The organism is Pseudomonas palmensis, assembly GCF_017848315.1.
GTDB lineage: Bacteria > Pseudomonadota > Gammaproteobacteria > Pseudomonadales > Pseudomonadaceae > Aquipseudomonas > Aquipseudomonas palmensis.
In genome coordinates this window covers 1-17,860 of record NZ_JAFKEC010000087.1, presented here as the reverse complement: position 1 = coordinate 17,860, position 17,860 = coordinate 1, and the positions used below count along the sequence as shown (strand labels likewise).

Here is a 17,860-nt window from a genome sequence, read left to right as displayed (position 1 = left end):
TCCCCTGCCCCCACTGCAACGGCCTCAACCGCATCCCCGCCGCACGCCTGAGGGACGCACCCAAGTGCGGGCGCTGCAAGGGTGAGGTCCTGTTGCACAAGCCATTCGAATTGAAACAGGGCGACTACGCCAGCCAGATCAAGGGCGACCTGCCATTGCTGATCGATGTGTGGGCCGACTGGTGCGGGCCCTGCAAGGCGTTCGGCCCGGTCTTCGAACAGGCCGCCGGCCAACTGGCCGGACGCTGCCGCCTGGCCAAGCTCGACAGCGAAGCCAATCAGCAACTGGCCGGGCAACTGGGCATACGCTCCATTCCCAGCCTGATCCTGTTCAAGAATGGCCGCGAAGTGGCGCGCCAGAGCGGCGCCTTCACACTCCAGCAACTGCTGGAATGGCTGCGCAGCCAGGGGGTCTAGGCGTTTTCCAGCAGCGTATGCAGTTCGACGAACTGCTGGGTCAGCTTGTGCCGCGGTTCCAGGTGAATCAGCGGCAGGCTGGCCTGGTGGGACTCACGCATCTTCACCGAGCTGTTGAGGTACACCGGCAGCACCGGCAAGCCTTCGGCAATCAGTTCGTCGAGCATCTGCTGCGGCAGGCTGGCGCGCGCCTGGAACTGGTTGACCACGATGCCCTCGACTTCCAGGCCCTCGTTGTGGTCTTCCTTGAGCTCTTCGATCTCGGCCAGCAGGCCGTACAGCGCCTGACGCGAGAAGCTGTCGCAGTCGAAGGGGATCAATACGCGATCAGCGGCGATCAACGCTGAAACCGCATAGAAGTTCAGCGCAGGCGGGGTGTCCAGGTAGATGCGGTCGTAATCGTCGGACAGCTCGTCCAGCAGCTTTCGCAGTTTGTTGATCTTGTGCTTGGCCTCGAGCTTGGGCTGCAGGTCGGCCAGCTCTGCCGTGGCGGTTACCACATGCAGGTTGTCGAACGGGGTTTCATAGATGTCGACCTTGTTCTTCTTGGCGAACGGCCCCGAGGACAGGGTCTGCTTGAAGAAGTCGGCAATGCCCATGGGAATGTCCTCGCCGGTCAGGCCGGTGAGGTACTGGGTCGAGTTGGCCTGGGCGTCCAGGTCGATCAACAGGGTTCGATAGCCTTCGTTGGCACTGACGGCCGCCAGGTTGCAGGCAATGCTCGACTTGCCCACGCCACCTTTCTGATTGAACACCACGCGCCGCATGAACAGACCTCCATGTGAAAGGAACTACCGAGTATGTGAGGGTTGCGCCGGTTTAGCCAGTGCCTTTCAGCCCTGCGTCTGGGCCTGGCGGATCAACAGTTCGGTGAACGCCCGGGCCATCGCCGACACGTCCTCGCGCCGCTGCGCCAGCCATACCGCTGTCACCGCGTCGGCGTCGAGCAAGGTGCGGTACGCCACCCCGTCGATGCGCATGCGCTTGAACGACGCCGGCAGCACCGACACCCCAAGCCCCGCCGATACCAGGCCGATGATGGTCATGGCCTCGCCTGCCTCCTGGGCAAAGTGCGGGCTGAAGCCGGCCGAGCGCGCCAGGCTGAGCAACTGCGCGTGCAGGCCGCTGCCGTAGCTGCGCGGGAAGAACACGAACGGCTCCTGGGCCAGGGCCGCCAGCGGCAGGCCCTGCTCGTTGCCCTGGGCCAGCGGGTGCGCGGCATTGAGCACCGCCACCAGCGGCTCGCGGAACAGTTCGGTGATCACCACGCCATCGGGCACGCTCATCGGGCGCATCAGGCCGACCTCGATGGACTCGTCGAGCAAGGCATCCACCACGTCGCGGCTGCTCATTTCCTTGAGGTTCAGGTGCACCGCCGGGAAGCGCTGGCGAAACGCATTGATGGCCTTGGGGATGCTGGAGTTGAACGGCGCCGAGGAGGTGAAGCCGATCTTCATCTCACCCAGCTCGCCGAGCTGGGCACGCCGCGCCACGTCGGCGGCCTTGTCGACCTGCGCCAGCACCTGGCGCGCCTCGTCGAGAAACAGCCGGCCGGCTTCGCTGAGTGCCACCCGTCGGTTGGTACGCTCGAACAGGCGTGCACCCAGCTCCTGCTCCAGGGCCTGGATCTGCTGGCTCAGCGGCGGTTGAGAGATGCCCAGTTGCTGTGCGGCACGGCCAAAATGCAGCTCTTCGGCCACGGCGATGAAGTAGCGAAGGTGGCGCAGTTCCATGGCAACTCCAATAGGTCGTAAAACCTCTTAAACAGGTCGAACAATATATTGGAAAAGATCAATAGCCAGCTATATGCTTTTTTCACTGCCTGCGAGGCCGTGCCCCTTTCGAGGTCCCCGTGAAAACTGCTGTTGCCCATGAGCTGCCCCCTGCCCCGGCGAACACCGCCGCCCCCCTGAACGAAAGCTGGATCGAGAAAGGCACCCCTGCGTTCATGCGCACGGTGCTGGCATTGTTCTGTGGCGGTTTTGCCACCTTCGCCCTGCTGTACTGCGTGCAGCCGATGATGCCGCTGCTGTCCCACGAGTTCTCCATCAATGCCGCCCAGAGCAGCCTGGTGCTGTCGGTGTCGACCGGCCTGCTGGCGTTCGGGCTGCTGGTGACCGGGCCGATTTCCGACCGCGTCGGGCGCAAGCCGGTGATGGTGTTCGCCCTGTTCTGCGCCGCGCTGTGCACCATCGCCAGCGCATTGATGCCCAGCTGGCACGGCGTGCTGGCCATGCGTGCCCTGGTGGGCCTGTCGCTGAGCGGGCTGGCGGCGGTGGCCATGACCTACCTGAGCGAAGAGATTCATCCGCAGCACATCGGCCTGGCCATGGGGCTGTACATCGGCGGCAACGCCATCGGCGGCATGAGCGGGCGCCTGATCACCGGGGTACTGATCGACTTCGTCAGCTGGCACACCGCGATGCTGGTGATCGGCGGCCTGGCACTGGTCGCGGCGGCAGTGTTCTGGAGGATCCTGCCCGAGTCGCGCAACTTCAGTGCACGCTCGATGAACCCGCGCAGCCTGCTGAACGGCTTCACCCAGCACTTTCGCGACGCCGGGCTGCCGTGGCTGTTTCTGGAAGCGTTTCTGCTGATGGGCGCCTTCGTCACGCTGTTCAACTACATCGGCTACCGGCTGCTCGCCGAGCCGTACCACATGAGTCAGGCGCTGGTGGGGCTGCTGTCGGTGGTGTACCTGGCAGGCATCTACAGCTCGGCGCAGATCGGCGCACTGTCGGACAAGCTGGGGCGGCGCAAGGTGTTCTGGATGAGCATCCTGCTGATGTTCGGTGGGTTGCTGCTGACGCTGTTCTCGCCCCTGGTGCTGGTGATCGTCGGCATGCTGGTGTTCACCTTCGGCTTCTTTGGCGCGCATTCGGTGGCCAGCAGCTGGATCGGCCGGCGTGCGCTCACGGCCAAGGGGCAGGCCTCTTCGCTGTACCTGTTCAGCTACTACGCGGGGTCGAGCGTGGCGGGCACGGCAGGCGGGGTGTTCTGGCATTACGGTGGGTGGAACGGCATCGGGCTGTTCATCGGCAGCCTGCTGGTGATCGCACTGCTGGTGGCGTTGCACCTGAGCAAGCTGCCGGCGCTGCCGGGGAATGTGAAGGGCTGATACCCCTCGCCGGCAAGGCCGGCTCCTACCAGGAGCCGGCCTTGCCGGCGAAGCTGTTCAGTTGATGATTTCGACCAGGTCGACATCGATCTCGCGGGACATCAGGTTCTTCTCGACCTCACCGGTCAGCTTGACCTTGGTCTTGTCGTTGAAGGCCACCGCCGGCAAGTCTTCGTTGTCGATCTCGACGGTGATGGTGCCGCTGGCATCCTTGAATTCGTACTTGTCGTCGTTGTTGAGCTTCTTGACCACAAAGCCCTGCAGTACCACCGGAGTGTCGTCGGCGGCGTCGTTGGCTGCCGCGACCGTGGTGACCGGCTGGGCGCCAGGGCCGGTGTAGCCGGCGGCCATCGCGCCAGTGGTGAACAGCGAGGCAAGCAGCAGAGCCAGGTAACGAGTTTTCATGGTGGGCATTCCGTTTCAAGTGGGGATGCGCTCAGGTTAATCCCCACGCCTGAACTGAAGCTTAATGCGCGATGGTGGGAAACCCGATCAGGCCAGCAACGCGGTGAGGCTCAGAATCGGCATAAGGATGGCCAGCCCGATGAACAGCATCACACCGCCCGTCATCGCCAGCATCAATGGCTCAAACAGGCCCAGGGCTCGTTCAACCCTTACGTCCGACAGCAAACCGTGCCACCTCAGTCGACGCCGCAGTGCGTGCAACGCGAGCCGTGCGAACACGCCGGCGGCGACCAGCACACCGGCAAACGGCAGCGCAAAGCGCTGCCCGCTCTCGTTCAGCGCCATCGAAATGCGGATCGTGGCCGGCAACGCCTGCTGGTGATGGGCGAATATCTGCACGACATCAGGGATCACGACACCCAGCAGGAACGCGAAGATGGCCAGCACGGCGCACATCAGGATCGCCGGACACAGCAACGCCAGGCGGATGCCCTGACGCGTCAGTTGCTGGTTGTCACCGTGCTCGGCAAGCCGTTGGCAGGTTGCCGCCAGCAGGGGATGCTGTACTGCGCGGGTATCCTTGGGCACGGGTTCCTTCCTTGAATGGCACGGCTGTGCATCGAGGTCGGAATGGTAAGGGAGGGGGCTCGGACGGGCAGTAGGACGGATCGGCGGGGGAGCGTGAAAAGTCAGTGGCGGGGCCGCGATACGCGGCACCCGCCAGGCAGTTGCCCGTTACTGGTGGTACTGCGCCGACAGTTCGTGCACGGCGTGGATGAAGGCACCGGCATGTTCCGGATCGACTTCCGGGGTGATGCCATGGCCCAGGTTGAACACGTGGCCGGTACCGTGGCCATAGCTGGCCAGGATACGCCCGACTTCGGCGCGGATGGCCTCGGGCTTGGCGTAGAGCACGGTCGGGTCCATGTTGCCCTGCAGGGCCACCTTGCTGCCCACGCGCTGGCGCGCCTCACCGATGTCGCAGGTCCAGTCCAGGCCCAGGGCGTCGGCGCCGGCATCAGCAATGCTTTCCAGCCACAGGCCGCCGTTCTTGGTGAACAGGATCACCGGCACCTTGCGCCCTTCGTGCTCGCGGATCAGGCCGCTGACGATCTTGCGCATGTAGGCCAGGGAGAACTCCTGGTACGCCGCCGCCGACAGGTTGCCACCCCAGGTGTCGAAGATCTGCACGGCCTGTGCGCCGGCCAGGATCTGCCCGTTGAGGTAGCTGACCACCGACTGCGCGAGCTTGTCGAGCAGCAGGTGCATGGCCTGCGGGTTGTCGTAGAGCATGGCCTTGGTCTTGCGAAAGTCCTTGGACGAGCCGCCTTCGACCATGTAGGTGGCCAGGGTCCACGGGCTGCCGGAGAAGCCGATCAGCGGCACACGGCCGTTGAGCTCGCGGCGGATGGTGCTGACCGCATCCATCACGTAGCCCAGGTCCTTTTGCGGGTCGGGGATCGGCAGCGCCTCGATGTCGGCCAGGGTGCTGATGACTTTCTTGAAGCGCGGGCCTTCGCCGGTTTCGAAATACAGGCCCTGGCCCATGGCATCAGGGATGGTCAGGATGTCCGAGAACAGGATCGCGGCGTCCAGCGGGTAGCGGTCCAGCGGCTGCATCGTGACCTCGCAGGCGAACTGCGGGTTCATGCACAGGCTCATGAAGTCACCGGCCTTGGCGCGGCTGGCGCGGTACTCCGGCAGGTAGCGGCCGGCCTGGCGCATCATCCACACCGGGGTGACGTCTACGGGTTGCTTGAGCAGGGCGCGCAGAAAACGATCGTTCTTCAAGGCAGTCATGTCGGCATCCGGAAAAAAAGTGGGGGCATTTTCTCAGACACCAACGTAAAAGGCACGGTATGAACCGTGCCTTTTGTCTATCGACCTGTGGTAGGTCAATAGATTTAGTTAAAAGCTTCGCCGGCAAGGCCGGCTCCTACAGGTTTGGCAGGAGCCAGCCTTGCTGGCGAAGAGGCCCGATCAGACCTCCAGATAGTCCAGGATCCCCTCGGCGGCATTGCGCCCCTCGAAGATAGCCGTCACCACCAGGTCCGAACCGCGCACCATGTCGCCACCGGCAAACACCTTGGGGTTGCTGGTCTGGTGCTTGAAGCGGTTCTGCTCCGGCGCCACCACACGGCCCTGGCTGTCGGTCTGGATGCTGAACTGCTCGAACCACGGCGCAGGGCTGGGGCGGAAACCGAAGGCGATGACCACAGCGTCCGCCGGGATGATCTCTTCGGAACCCGGAATCGGCTCGGGGCTGCGACGGCCACGGGCATCCGGCTCGCCGAGACGGGTCTCGACCACCTTCACGCCCTCGACCTTGTCTTCACCCACGATCGCGATCGGCTGGCGGTTGTAGAGGAACTTCACGCCCTCCTCCTTGGCGTTCTTCACCTCCTTGCGCGAGCCGGGCATGTTCGCCTCGTCACGCCGGTAGGCACAGGTCACGGCCTTGGCGCCCTGGCGGATGGAGGTGCGGTTGCAGTCCATCGCGGTGTCGCCACCGCCCAGCACCACGACCTTCTTGTCCTTCATGTCGACGAAGTCTTGCGGGGACTTTTCAAAGCCCAGGTTGCGGTTGACGTTGGCGATCAGAAAATCCAGCGCGTCGTGCACACCCGGCAGGTCTTCGCCAGGGAAGCCACCCTTCATGTAGGTGTAGGTGCCCATGCCCATGAACACCGCATCGAATTCCTCGAGCAACTGGTCCATGGTGACGTCCTTGCCCACCTCGGTGTTCAGGCGGAACTCGATGCCCATGCCGGTGAAGACTTCGCGGCGGTTGCTGAGCACGGTCTTTTCCAGCTTGAACTCGGGGATGCCGAAGGTCAGCAGGCCGCCGATCTCGGGGTTCTTGTCGAACACCACCGGGGCTACCCCGCCGCGCACCAGCACGTCGGCACAACCCAGGCCCGCAGGGCCGGCACCGATCACCGCGACGCGCTTGCCGGTGGGCACCACCTTGGACATGTCCGGGCGCCAGCCCATGGCGAAGGCGGTGTCGGTGATGTACTTCTCCACCGAGCCGATGGTCACCGCGCCGAAGCCGTCGTTGAGGGTACAGGCACCCTCGCACAGGCGGTCCTGCGGGCACACCCGGCCGCACACTTCAGGCAGGGTGTTGGTCTGGTGCGACAGTTCCGCGGCGGCGAGGATGTTGCCCTCCGACACCAGCTTGAGCCAGTTGGGAATGAAGTTGTGCACCGGGCACTTCCATTCGCAGTACGGGTTGCCACAGCCCAGGCAGCGGTGGGCCTGTTCGGCCGACTGCTGGGGTTTGAAGGGCTCGTAGATTTCCACGAACTCTTTCTTGCGTTGACGCAACAGTTTCTTCTTCGGATCCTTGCGCCCGACCTCGATGAACTGGAAGTCATTACTCAGACGTTCAGCCATGTTCAAAACCTCATCAAACTCTTCAGGCGCATATCACTGCGGGTTGGCACGGGTGCTGGACAGCAGGTTCTTCAGGTTGGCCGCCTTCGGCTTGACCAGCCAGAAGCGACGCACGTAGTCATCCAGGTTTTCCCAGAGCTCACGACCCCATTCGCTGTTGGTTTCTTCGACGTATTCACCCAGCACGCGCTGCAGGTGGCTGCGATAAGCCTCCATCGCCTCGCCGCTGATACGCTGGATCTCCACCAGTTCGTGGTTGACCTTGTCGACGAAGCTGTTGTCCTGGTCGAGCACGTAGGCAAAACCACCGGTCATCCCGGAACCGAAGTTGTAACCGGTCTTGCCCAATACGCAGACAAAGCCCCCGGTCATGTATTCACAGCAGTGATCGCCCGTGCCCTCGACGATGGCGTGGGCACCGGAGTTGCGCACCGCGAAGCGCTCACCCGCGGTGCCGGCGGCGAACAGCTTGCCGCCCGTGGCGCCGTACAGACAGGTGTTGCCGACGATGGCGCTGTGCTGGGTTTCGAACGGGCTGCCCGCTGGCGGCACGATCACCAGTTTGCCGCCGGTCATGCCCTTGCCGACATAGTCGTTGGCATCACCTTCGAGGTACATGTTCAGGCCACCGGCGTTCCACACCCCAAAGCTCTGCCCGGCAGTGCCCTTGAAGCGGAAGGTCAGCGGCGCCTTGGCCATGCCCTGGTTGCCGTGCAGGCGGGCGATTTCACCAGAGATCCGCGCGCCGATGGAGCGGTCGCAGTTGCAGATATCCAGCTCGAATTCGCCGCCGGCCAGGTCACGGATCGCCGGCAGGGCCATCTGCACCATCTTCTCGGCCAGCACGCCCTTGTCGAACGGCGGGTTGCGGTCCACTTCGCAGAACTGCGGCTTGTCGGCCGGAACGTGCGGGCTGCCCAGCAACGGGCTGAGGTCCAGATGCTTCTGCTTCTCGGTTTCACCGGGGAGCATTTCCAGCAGGTCGGTACGCCCGATCAGCTCGCCCAGGCTGCGCACGCCCAGCCTGGCCAGCCATTCACGGGTTTCCTCGGCCACGTAGGTGAAGAAGTTGACCACCATGTCGACGGTGCCGATGTAGTGGTCCTTGCGCAGTTTTTCGTTCTGCGTGGCCACGCCGGTGGCGCAGTTGTTCAGGTGGCAGATGCGCAGGTACTTGCAGCCCAGGGCGATCATCGGTGCGGTGCCGAAGCCGAAGCTCTCGGCGCCGAGGATCGCGGCCTTGACCACGTCCAGGCCGGTTTTCAGGCCGCCGTCGGTCTGTACCCGCACCTTGCCGCGCAGGTCGTTGCCACGCAGGGTCTGGTGGGTTTCGGCCAGGCCCAGTTCCCACGGTGCACCGGCATACTTGATGGAGGTCAGCGGCGAGGCGCCGGTACCACCGTCGTAGCCGGAGATGGTGATCAGGTCGGCATAGGCCTTGGCCACGCCGGCGGCGATGGTGCCTACCCCGGCTTCGGCCACCAGCTTGACCGAGACCAGCGCCTGCGGGTTGACCTGCTTCAGGTCGAAGATCAGCTGCGAGAGGTCTTCGATCGAGTAGATGTCATGGTGCGGCGGTGGCGAGATCAGGGTCACGCCCGGCACCGCATAGCGCAGCCTGGCGATCAGGCCGTTGACCTTGCCGCCCGGCAGTTGGCCGCCCTCGCCCGGCTTGGCGCCCTGGGCCACCTTGATCTGCAGCACTTCGGCATTGACCAGGTATTCGGGGGTGACGCCGAAGCGGCCGGTGGCCACCTGCTTGATCTTGGAACTGCGGATGGTGCCGTAGCGGGCCGGGTCTTCGCCGCCCTCGCCGGAGTTGGAGCGCGCGCCCAGGCGGTTCATCGCCTCGGCCAGGGCTTCGTGGGCCTCAGGCGACAGCGCGCCCAGGGAGATACCCGCCGAGTCGAAGCGCTTGAGGATGGCCTCCAGTGGCTCGACTTCGCTCAGGTCCAGCGGCTGCTCCAGGGTTTTCACCTTGAGCAGGTCGCGGATCATCGACACCGGACGCTTGTCGACCAGTGCGGTGTATTCCTTGAACTTGGCGTAGTCGCCCTGCTGCACGGCGGCTTGCAGGGTATTGACCACGTCCGGGTTGTAGGCGTGGTATTCGCCACCGTGCACGAACTTGAGCAGGCCGCCCTGCTGGATCGGCTTGCGCGGGCTCCAGGCTTCGGCGGCCAGCAGCTTCTGCTCGTTCTCGATGTCGACGAAGCGCGCGCCCTTGAGGCGGCTGGCCACGCCACGGAAGCTGAGGTTGACCACTTCCTCGGACAGGCCCACGGCTTCGAACAGCTGCGCGCCCCGGTAGGAACCGATGGTCGAGATGCCCATCTTGGAGAGGATCTTGAGCAGCCCCTTGGAGATGCCCTTGCGGTAGTACTTGAACACTTCGTCCAGGTCACCGAGCACTTCGCCGGTGCGGATCAGGTCGGCCAGCACTTCGTAGGCAAGATACGGGTACACCGCCGAGGCGCCGAACCCGATCAGCACCGCGTAGTGGTGTGGATCGCGGGCGGTGGCGGTCTCGACCAGGATGTTGCTGTCGCAGCGCAGGCCCAGTTCGGTCAGGCGATGGTGCACGGCGCCCACGGCCAGCGACGCATGCACCGGCAGCTTGCCGGGTGCGATATGACGGTCGCTCAGTACCAGCTGGGTCTTGCCGCTGCGCACGGCTTCTTCGGCCTGTTCGGTGATGTTGCGCACGGCCGCTTCCAGGCCGATGCTTTCCTCGTAGTTGAGGTCGATCACCTGGCGTTCGAAGCCCGGGCGGTCGAGGTTCATCAGCGAGCGCCACTTGGCCGGCGAAATCACCGGCGAGCTGAGAATCACCCGCGAGGCGTGCTCGGGGGATTCCTGGAAGATGTTGCGCTCGGCACCCAGGCAGATCTCCAGCGACATCACGATGGCTTCGCGCAGCGGGTCGATCGGCGGGTTGGTGACCTGCGCGAACTGCTGGCGGAAGTAGTCGTAGGTGGAACGCACGCGTTGGGACAGGATCGCCATCGGCGTGTCGTCGCCCATCGAGCCCACGGCTTCCTGGCCCTGCTCACCCAACGGGCGCAGCACCTGGTCACGCTCCTCGAAGGTGACCTGGAACATCTTCATGTACTGCTTGAGCTGGTCGCCGTCGTAGCTGGCCACACCCTGGTCGTCGCTCAGGTCGGCCTGGATGCGCAGGGCATTCTGGCGCAACCAGCGCTTGTACGGGTGGCGCGACTTGAGGCGGTTGTCGATCGCATCGGTGTCGAGGATCTGGCCGGTCTCGGTGTCGACCGCGAAGATCTGCCCCGGGCCCACGCGGCCCTTGGCGATGACGTCTTCGGGCTTGTAGTCCCACACGCCGATTTCCGACGCCAGGGTGATATAGCCGTTCTTGGTGGTGACCCAGCGCGCCGGGCGCAGGCCGTTGCGGTCGAGCAGGCACACGGCATGGCGGCCTTCGGTGAGCACGATGCCCGCCGGGCCGTCCCAGGCTTCCATGTGCATGGAGTTGTATTCATAGAACGCGCGCAGGTCGGGGTCCATGGTCTCGACGTTCTGCCAGGCCGGCGGTACCAGCATGCGCACGCCACGGAACAGGTCGATGCCACCGGTGACCATCAGCTCGAGCATGTTGTCCATCGACGAGGAGTCGGAGCCCACGCGGTTGACCAGCGGGCCGAGCTCTTCCAGATCCGGGATCAGGTCGTTGGCGAACTTGGTACGCCGCGCCTGGGCCCAGTTGCGGTTGCCGGTGATGGTGTTGATCTCGCCGTTGTGGGCGAGGAAGCGAAATGGCTGGGCCAGCGGCCATTTGGGCAGGGTATTGGTGGAGAAGCGCTGGTGGAACACGCAGATCGCGGTCTGCAGGCGCTCGTCGCTCAGGTCCGGATAGAAGGCGGTGAGGTCCGCCGGCATCATCAGGCCTTTGTAGATGATGGTCTTGTGCGAAAAGCTGCAGATGTAGTGTTCGGCATCGGCGGCGTTGGCCACCGACGAGCGACGCCGGGCACTGAACAGCTTGATCGCGAATTCCTGATCGCTCAGGCCTTCGCCACCGACGAACACCTGCTCGATCTGCGGCAGGCGCTCCAGCGCCAGGCGACCGAGCACGCTGGTGTCGATCGGCACCTTGCGCCAGCCCACCAGGCTCAGGCCGGCAGCGAGGATCTCGCGGTTCATGTTGTCGCGTGCGGCTTCGGCCTTGGCGGTGTCCTGGTTGAAGAACACCATGCCGACCGCGTACTGGCGGGGCAGCTCGCTGCCGAACTGTTCCAGGGCCACGGCCCGCAGGAACCGATCGGGCTTCTGCATCAGCAGCCCGCAGCCGTCGCCGGTCTTGCCGTCGGCGTTGATCCCACCACGGTGGGTCATGCAGGTCAGGGCCTGGATAGCCGTTTGCAAAAGGTGGTGGCTGGGTTCGCCCGTCATATGGGCGATCAGGCCGAAACCACAGTTATCCTTGAATTCTTCGGGATGGTACAGACCTGTTTTCATAGACACTTTCTCACCAGGTTCGCCTCTCACCAAGGCAAATCTCTTTTTAATACAACCACTTACCATCCACGCCGAACGAACGTCAGCTTTGCGGGGGCAATACGAATGCCATTGTTGCACAGCGACAGTGAAGCCCACAAATTTACTGACGCATCAGTGAAAATCCATGTCGCATTTTTGAATGTTTTTATACAAGAATCCGTGGTAAAGGAATTTCTTGAGTCTGAAGCGTTTCAGCCTGGACTGCAACACGGGCTTGTGGCCGGCAGTCTGGGACAGAAAAGCCTGCCGCGTGTTACGCAGCAGGCTAGACCGGGGTTCAGGAGTCGCTCAGCAGGTGGCGGGGGTAGTGCCACCCGACCATGTATCAGCGGGTCGCAGCCAGTTCTTGTTGGACGCTGGCAACGGTACGAGGCCAAGGTTTACCAGCCTGGACCTTGGCTGGCAAGGTTTTGATTGCAGCGACGGCTGCATCGCGGCTGGAGAAGTTGCCGTAGGTGATCACGTACAGGGGTTTGCCCTGCAGGGTTTTCTTGAAGTAGCGATAGTCGCCACCCTCGGCCTTGACGAACGCCTGGGCCGATGCCTCGGAACTGGTGCCCAGGATCTGCACCACGTAGTTGCCTGGCGCCTGGCCACTGTACCAGCTACCGCCCGCAGCGGGCTTGGCAGCGGGTGTTTCTGCAGGTTTGGGTGCCGGCTTGGCCGTGGCCACCTGCACGGGCGCAGGGGCGGGCTTGGCGGCAGGTGCAACCGGCTTGCTGGCCACTGGCGCGGCAGGCTGCTGCGCCGGTACAACCGGCTGGGCCATCGTAGGCGCCGGGCCTGCAGTGACACCGGCGGGCGGTGCAGTGGTGGTAACGGTAGGCGGCTGCAGTGCAGTGTCGCCAGCCGGGCCGGATTCCTCGCCATCACCCATGCCGGCCGCCTCGGCCAGCGGGCCGCGCATCACCGGCTGGGACTGGCCCACCAGTGGCAGCGGCATCGGCTGCGAAGAACCGGCGAACTCGATGGCCGGGCCACCGTTGTTCGACTGGGCATTGCCCGGCTTGCCCTGGCCCAGGGGCAGTTGCGCCTGCTCGGCAGGCGCAGTGGCCGGCGCCTGGTCGCCCTTCTTGGGCATCAGCACGGCTGCCGCCACGGCAACCACTACCACGGCAGACAACGCCAGCACGTGTTTCTTCGGCATATTGAACCCCATTGATGGTCGCTTCACCGGCGAGCGGGTGGCGAGCATGGCTTCGATCATGGTATCGCGGGCCACCTGGTTGATTGCTCCAGGCCAGCCGTCCGAGTTTTCGTGAATCTCGGCGATCTGCTCGCTGGTGAACACCTCGATGCCGCGCCCGGCACCTTCCAGACGCTGCTCCAGGTATTCCCGGGTTTCGTCCTCGGTGTAGGGCTGCAACTCGATGACGTGGAAACGCTCCTGCTCGGCATTGAGTTCATCCAGGGCTGCGATCAGTGACGGCTCGCCGAACAGGAACACGTGCGGGCGACCTTCCGGTGTGCCCGCCGCCAGTTCCAGCAAGGCTTGGAGTGCCGACTCGCCAAGTTGTTCCGCATCGTCCACCAGCAAGTAGACTTCCTGACCGGTCAGCGCCAACTGCACGATCTGGGCGAGGATCTCGGTGACTTGCGCCTTGGCCACGTTCAGCGACTGCGCCACCTGGGCCAGCAGGCCGGCTGCATCGCCGGCGCCACGCGCCGAAACCACCACGCTGAGCACCGACTGCTTGTTGGTGCTGGCCACCAGGGCCTGGCGCAGCAGGGTCTTGCCGCTGCCCAGAGGGCCTGTGACCACCAGCAGCAACTGGCTGTAGCGGGCCAGGTGATGCAACTGGCCCAGCACCGGCTTGCGCTGGGCAGGGAAGAACTTGAAGCCAGGCACCCGCGCAGCGAAGGGGTCATGGTTCAACTGGTAATGGCCGAGAAAGGCCTCGTCGGCATGCAAACTAGTCATCGAACTCTCGTCAACCTCAAAGCTGGGCCACGATTGCGCGGTAATCCGCCGCCAGCGTGGCCTGAAGAATCTCTTGCGGATAGTCGTCGGTCACCACGGCTTCGCCCATATGGCGCAGCAGGACCAGGCGCAGACGACCGTCGAGCACCTTTTTATCGACCGCCATGTGTTCCATGAAGTGGGCCGGGGTCATTTCGGCCGGAGGCACCACCGGCAGGCCGGCGCGCTGGAACAGGCGAATGCCGCGGTCGCGCTGCGCCTGGCTGATCCAGCCCAGGCGCATGGACATTTCCAGGGCCATTACCGTGCCAGCCGCCACGGCTTCACCGTGCAGCCACACACCATAGCCCATGTGGGTTTCGATGGCGTGGCCAAAGGTGTGACCGAGATTGAGCGTGGCACGCACGCCCGACTCGCGCTCGTCAGCCCCCACCACGGCCGCCTTGGCCTCGCAGGAGCGCTGGATGGCGCGGGTCAGTGCAGCCTGGTCGAGCGCACGCAGCGCATCGACATTGTCTTCGAGCCAGCCCAGAAACGGCTCGTCGCAGATCAGGCCGTACTTGATCACCTCGGCCAGGCCCGCCGACAGCTCGCGCGGCGGCAGGCTCTTGAGGCTGGCGGTATCGATCAGCACCGCGTTGGGCTGATAGAAGGCACCGACCATGTTCTTGCCCAGCGGGTGGTTGATGCCGGTCTTGCCGCCCACCGACGAGTCCACCTGGGACAGCAGCGTGGTGGGCACCTGGATGAAGTCCACGCCGCGCTGGTAGCAGGCGGCGGCAAAGCCGGCCATGTCGCCGATCACCCCGCCGCCCAGGGCGATCACGGTGGTGCGACGGTCGTGGCGCGCCGTCAGCAGGGCGTCGAAGATCAGTTGCAGGGTTTCCCAGTTCTTGAAGGCCTCGCCATCGGGCAGCACCACCGGCAGTACCGAGTAGGCCCCCAGGCTGTGGGTGAGGCGTTGCAGGTAAAGGGGCGCGACAGTCTCGTTGGATACGATGGCGACCTGCTTGCCGGCAATGTGCGGCGCCAGCAGTTCAGGCTGATCCAGCAGGCCTTCGCCGATGTAGATCGGGTAGCTGCGTTCGCCCAGTTCGACCTTAAGTGTCTGCATGTGTCCCCACAAAGAACAAAGGCGCGGCATCGAAGACCCGACCCGCGCAATAACGAAGTGCCCTGCCAGGGCATGACTGGCCGCCGAGGATAGTCAAGCCTTAACGGGGCGGCAACTTCTGCAAGCGCTCCAGAATATCCAGAACCACCATGCGCGGCGGCCGCTCGTCGGTTTCCACCACCAGGTCGGCGATTTCCCGATAAAGCGGGTCGCGCAACTCGAGCAAGGCACGCAGCGTGGCCTCCGGGTTGGCCGTGCGCAGCAGCGGCCGGTTGCGGTCACGGGCGGTACGCCCCACCTGCTGCTCCACCGAGGCGTGCAGGTAGATCACGCGCCCCCCGGCATGCAGCGCCGCACGGTTGGCATCGCGCATCACCGCGCCGCCGCCGGTGGCCAGCACCACGCCGTCGGCCTCGCACAGCTCGGCGATCATCGCCTGCTCGCGATCACGAAAGCCGGGCTCGCCTTCCTTGTCGAAGATCCACGGGATGTTGGCGCCCGTGCGCAGCTCAATTTCCTTGTCGGAATCCTTGAACGGCAGGCGCAGCTCTTTGGCCAGCAAGCGACCGATGGTGCTCTTACCGGCACCCATCGGCCCTACAAGTATCAAATTTCGCACAGAATCAACGACTCACAGCAATCGCCCGGTCACTCATGATACGCGGAGTCAGGAAGACCAGCAGCTCGGATTTTTTCTCTTGGATGACAGCGCGACGAAACAGCCGCCCAACATACGGCACATCGCCGAAAAATGGCACCTTGTCGACAACATTACTTTGCACGGTGGCATACACCCCGCCGATCACGATGGTCTCGCCATCCCCCACCTGAACCTTGGCATTCACCTCGTTCTTGCGGATCGGCGGCACGCTGTTGAGGGCATTGAGGTAGTCCGGCTCGTCCTTGGTGACCTTGACCGTCATGATCACCCGGTTGTCGGCCGTGATCTGCGGGGTCACCTCCAGCGACAGCGAGGCCTCGCGAAAGGTGGTGGACGTAGTGCCGTTGGCGCCCGACTCCTGATACGGCACCTCGGTACCCTTGAGAATGCGCGCGGTTTCCTTGTCGGCGGTGACCACCTTGGGCTGGGAGATGATTTCGCCATTGCCGGTCTTTTCCATCGCGCTGAGCTCCAGGTCGAGCAGCACACTGTCGCGCACCAACCCCAGGCCGATACCCGAGGTGGCCCGTTCCACCCCCAGGTCGACGAACGGCAGTCCGTCGGCGGCCAACCCGCCTGCGCGCAGGCCGCCGCCCAGTTGCACCGCCCCGCCCCAGCGCACCCCCAGGCTTTTTTCGTAATCGACATTGGCCTCGACGATGCGCGCCTCGATCATCACCTGGCGAACCGGTACATCGAGCTGCGCGAGCAGCCGCCGCAGGTCGGCCAGGCGTGCCGACGGCTGGCTGGCAATGATGGTGTTGGTGCGCTCGTCGACCGTGATCGCGCCGGGGTCGTCGTCCTCGACCATGGCCTGGAACAGCTGCACGATGTCCCCGGCCCGCGCATGGCTGACCGTGAGCAGTTCGCGCACCAGCGTTGGCGGGGCCTGCGCCGCACGGGCCTGGGTATCGTGCCCGGCCAGTTCGGCCAAAGGCGCCACCAGCAGCACGTTGCCCTCCTGACGCCGACCCAGGCCCTTGCTGCGCAGCACCAGGTCCAGTGCCTGTTCCCAGGGCACCTCGTGCAGGCGCAGGGTCACCTTGCCCTGCACTGCATCACTGGCCACCAGGTTGACCCCGGTGAAGTCGGCCAGCACCTTGAGCACCGAACGCACCTCGACATCCTGGAAACTCAACGACAGCGGCTCGCCGCCATACCCTGCCCCCTCGGCCCCAAGGCCTGCACCTGCTACCGGCAGCGCCACCATCAGTACCGCACACAGGCTGAACATCCTGTTCATCCACGACCTCCCTGGTCAGTTGACGACGTGTCGAGCCACCCCATTGGCTTCGATCACCTGCGAGCGCTCCACCCAGCCGGCGCCCTCGACCCATACCTGCTCCTCGAGCTCGACCTGCTGCGCATCGATGCGCACCACCCGCCCCTTGTCCGGCCCCAGCCGGTCACCTTCGCGCAACGGGTACAGCGCCCCCGCAACACGGATCAACGCCACCCCGCCTCGACGGTCGGCCAGGTGCCCGACCAGTTCCATCTGTTCCAGCGGCACGTGTTCCAGCGCAAATTCGAGCGCTGCGGGCGGCGGCGCGGCAAAGGGATCGCGCGCCTCCGCCAGCACCGGCGCCGGCTGCGCCACGGGGTCGACCGGCAGGCCGGACGCATAGGCCTTGAGGTGCATCTGCAGACGCAGTTGCCCACGCCCCGCCAGCGGCGCCAGGTGAAGGTCATGCAGGGTCACGCGCTCAGGCAGTGTGGCCAGGGCGTCGACAAAACCGGCCAGCGCGGCGAAGTCGCCCACCACCTGCAGGTGCACCGGCATTTCGGCATGCAGGGCCTGCGGGTGCGCCGGCAACACCTTCACCTGCTCGAACACCAGGCCCCGCCCGGCCCGGGCGACAGCCTGCAGCAGGCCGGGCATGCCGCCCGCTGGCAGCAGCCGGGCCTGGGCCTCCCGCAGGCGTTGCTCCAGGCCGAGCAAGCGGGCCTGCTGCTCGTCCAGCCGGGCGACCTGGTCTGCCTGCGCCTGCCAGGCCTGCTGCAACTCGGCTCCACGCGCCAGCGCCCGCTCAAGCGAAGCGTTCGCCCCGCGCAGGTGCAGCCCATAACCGCTACCGAGCGCCAGCAGCAGGCAAGCCGCCAGCAACAGCGCCTTGTACCGCCGAGGCCACGCTGCCACCAGGTACCAGTCGAGAGCCGGGCTCATGGCTGCACCTGCGCACTGAGGTGGAACACCTCGCCGGCGGCGGTGGCCTTGATCTCCTGCAACTGCACCTCGCCCAGGCCAGGGGCCTGATCCAGATTGCGCAGCAGTTGAGTGACCGACGCCCGCCCCTGTGCCACCCCC

The 17,860-nt window shown here is 64.7% G+C and carries 15 protein-coding genes; 2 read left to right on the top strand and 13 right to left on the bottom strand.

From position 1 onward, the window contains the following. Nucleotides 1–416 (top strand): thioredoxin TrxC (gene trxC, locus JZZ72_RS26400; protein ID WP_210015414.1); only part of this gene is annotated, 416 nt, incomplete at its 5' end. Here the strand turns inward: trxC and JZZ72_RS26395 are convergent. Together JZZ72_RS26395 and JZZ72_RS26390 are read right to left on the bottom strand one after the other, a co-directional pair. Next, complete coding sequence (locus tag JZZ72_RS26395) at nucleotides 413–1,183, bottom strand: ParA family protein (RefSeq protein ID WP_043859929.1); 771 nt, start codon at nucleotides 1,181–1,183, stop codon at nucleotides 413–415. The genes trxC and JZZ72_RS26395 overlap by 4 nt on opposite strands. Before the next feature lie 66 nt (nucleotides 1,184–1,249). Next, a complete protein-coding gene (locus JZZ72_RS26390; RefSeq protein WP_043859930.1) occupies nucleotides 1,250–2,149 on the bottom strand; it encodes a LysR family transcriptional regulator in 900 nt (299 codons plus the stop codon). Nucleotides 2,150–2,292: 143 nt separating this feature from the next. Here JZZ72_RS26390 and JZZ72_RS26385 point away from each other — a divergent pair, with 143 nt between their 5' ends. Next, nucleotides 2,293–3,534 carry an MFS transporter gene (locus JZZ72_RS26385; protein WP_420831976.1) on the top strand — a complete coding sequence of 414 codons (1,242 nt, stop codon included), beginning with the start codon at nucleotides 2,293–2,295 and terminating at the stop codon, nucleotides 3,532–3,534. A 57-nt stretch (nucleotides 3,535–3,591) separates the two neighbouring features. On the opposite strand, the gene JZZ72_RS26380 is transcribed toward JZZ72_RS26385, so the two are convergent. From JZZ72_RS26380 to JZZ72_RS28390, 11 genes are all read right to left on the bottom strand, one after another. Beyond that, nucleotides 3,592–3,939 carry a YgiW/YdeI family stress tolerance OB fold protein gene (locus tag JZZ72_RS26380; protein WP_210015413.1) on the bottom strand — a complete coding sequence of 116 codons (348 nt, stop codon included), beginning with the start codon at nucleotides 3,937–3,939 and terminating at the stop codon, nucleotides 3,592–3,594. An 87-nt stretch (nucleotides 3,940–4,026) separates the two neighbouring features. Further along, on the bottom strand, nucleotides 4,027–4,527 hold the full coding sequence (locus JZZ72_RS26375) for a hypothetical protein (RefSeq protein ID WP_116052377.1): 501 nt from the start codon (nucleotides 4,525–4,527) through the stop codon (nucleotides 4,027–4,029). Between the two features lie 147 nt (nucleotides 4,528–4,674). Further along, complete coding sequence (hemE, locus tag JZZ72_RS26370) at nucleotides 4,675–5,739, bottom strand: uroporphyrinogen decarboxylase (RefSeq protein ID WP_043859934.1); 1,065 nt, start codon at nucleotides 5,737–5,739, stop codon at nucleotides 4,675–4,677. A gap of 180 nt (nucleotides 5,740–5,919) precedes the next feature. After that, nucleotides 5,920–7,338, bottom strand: a complete 1,419-nt coding sequence (locus JZZ72_RS26365; RefSeq protein WP_210015412.1) for an FAD-dependent oxidoreductase — start codon at nucleotides 7,336–7,338, stop codon at nucleotides 5,920–5,922. A gap of 33 nt (nucleotides 7,339–7,371) precedes the next feature. Continuing rightward, complete coding sequence (gltB, locus tag JZZ72_RS26360; RefSeq protein ID WP_078481687.1) at nucleotides 7,372–11,817, bottom strand: glutamate synthase large subunit; 4,446 nt, start codon at nucleotides 11,815–11,817, stop codon at nucleotides 7,372–7,374. A gap of 367 nt (nucleotides 11,818–12,184) precedes the next feature. Beyond that, nucleotides 12,185–13,780 carry an AAA family ATPase gene (locus tag JZZ72_RS26355; RefSeq protein ID WP_210015411.1) on the bottom strand — a complete coding sequence of 532 codons (1,596 nt, stop codon included), beginning with the start codon at nucleotides 13,778–13,780 and terminating at the stop codon, nucleotides 12,185–12,187. 16 nt (nucleotides 13,781–13,796) lie between these two features. Next, the gene (gene aroB, locus JZZ72_RS26350) at nucleotides 13,797–14,894 is read right to left on the bottom strand and encodes a 3-dehydroquinate synthase (protein WP_043859938.1); all 1,098 of its coding nucleotides are present in this window, start codon (nucleotides 14,892–14,894) and stop codon (nucleotides 13,797–13,799) included. 100 nt (nucleotides 14,895–14,994) lie between these two features. Continuing rightward, on the bottom strand, nucleotides 14,995–15,513 hold the full coding sequence (aroK, locus tag JZZ72_RS26345) for a shikimate kinase AroK (RefSeq protein ID WP_043859939.1): 519 nt from the start codon (nucleotides 15,511–15,513) through the stop codon (nucleotides 14,995–14,997). Between the two features lie 4 nt (nucleotides 15,514–15,517). Next, nucleotides 15,518–16,789: a type IV pilus secretin PilQ gene (locus JZZ72_RS26340; RefSeq protein ID WP_054915549.1), complete on the bottom strand. Its 1,272-nt coding sequence runs from the start codon at nucleotides 16,787–16,789 to the stop codon at nucleotides 15,518–15,520. Between the two features lie 24 nt (nucleotides 16,790–16,813). After that, complete coding sequence (locus tag JZZ72_RS28045) at nucleotides 16,814–17,719, bottom strand: pilus assembly protein PilP (protein ID WP_116052380.1); 906 nt, start codon at nucleotides 17,717–17,719, stop codon at nucleotides 16,814–16,816. Next, entirely contained in the window at nucleotides 17,716–17,856 is a 141-nt protein-coding gene (locus JZZ72_RS28390) for a PilN domain-containing protein (protein WP_408004358.1), read from the bottom strand. The genes JZZ72_RS28045 and JZZ72_RS28390 overlap by 4 nt, the downstream gene beginning before the upstream one ends. Nucleotides 17,857–17,860 lie beyond the last annotated feature (4 nt).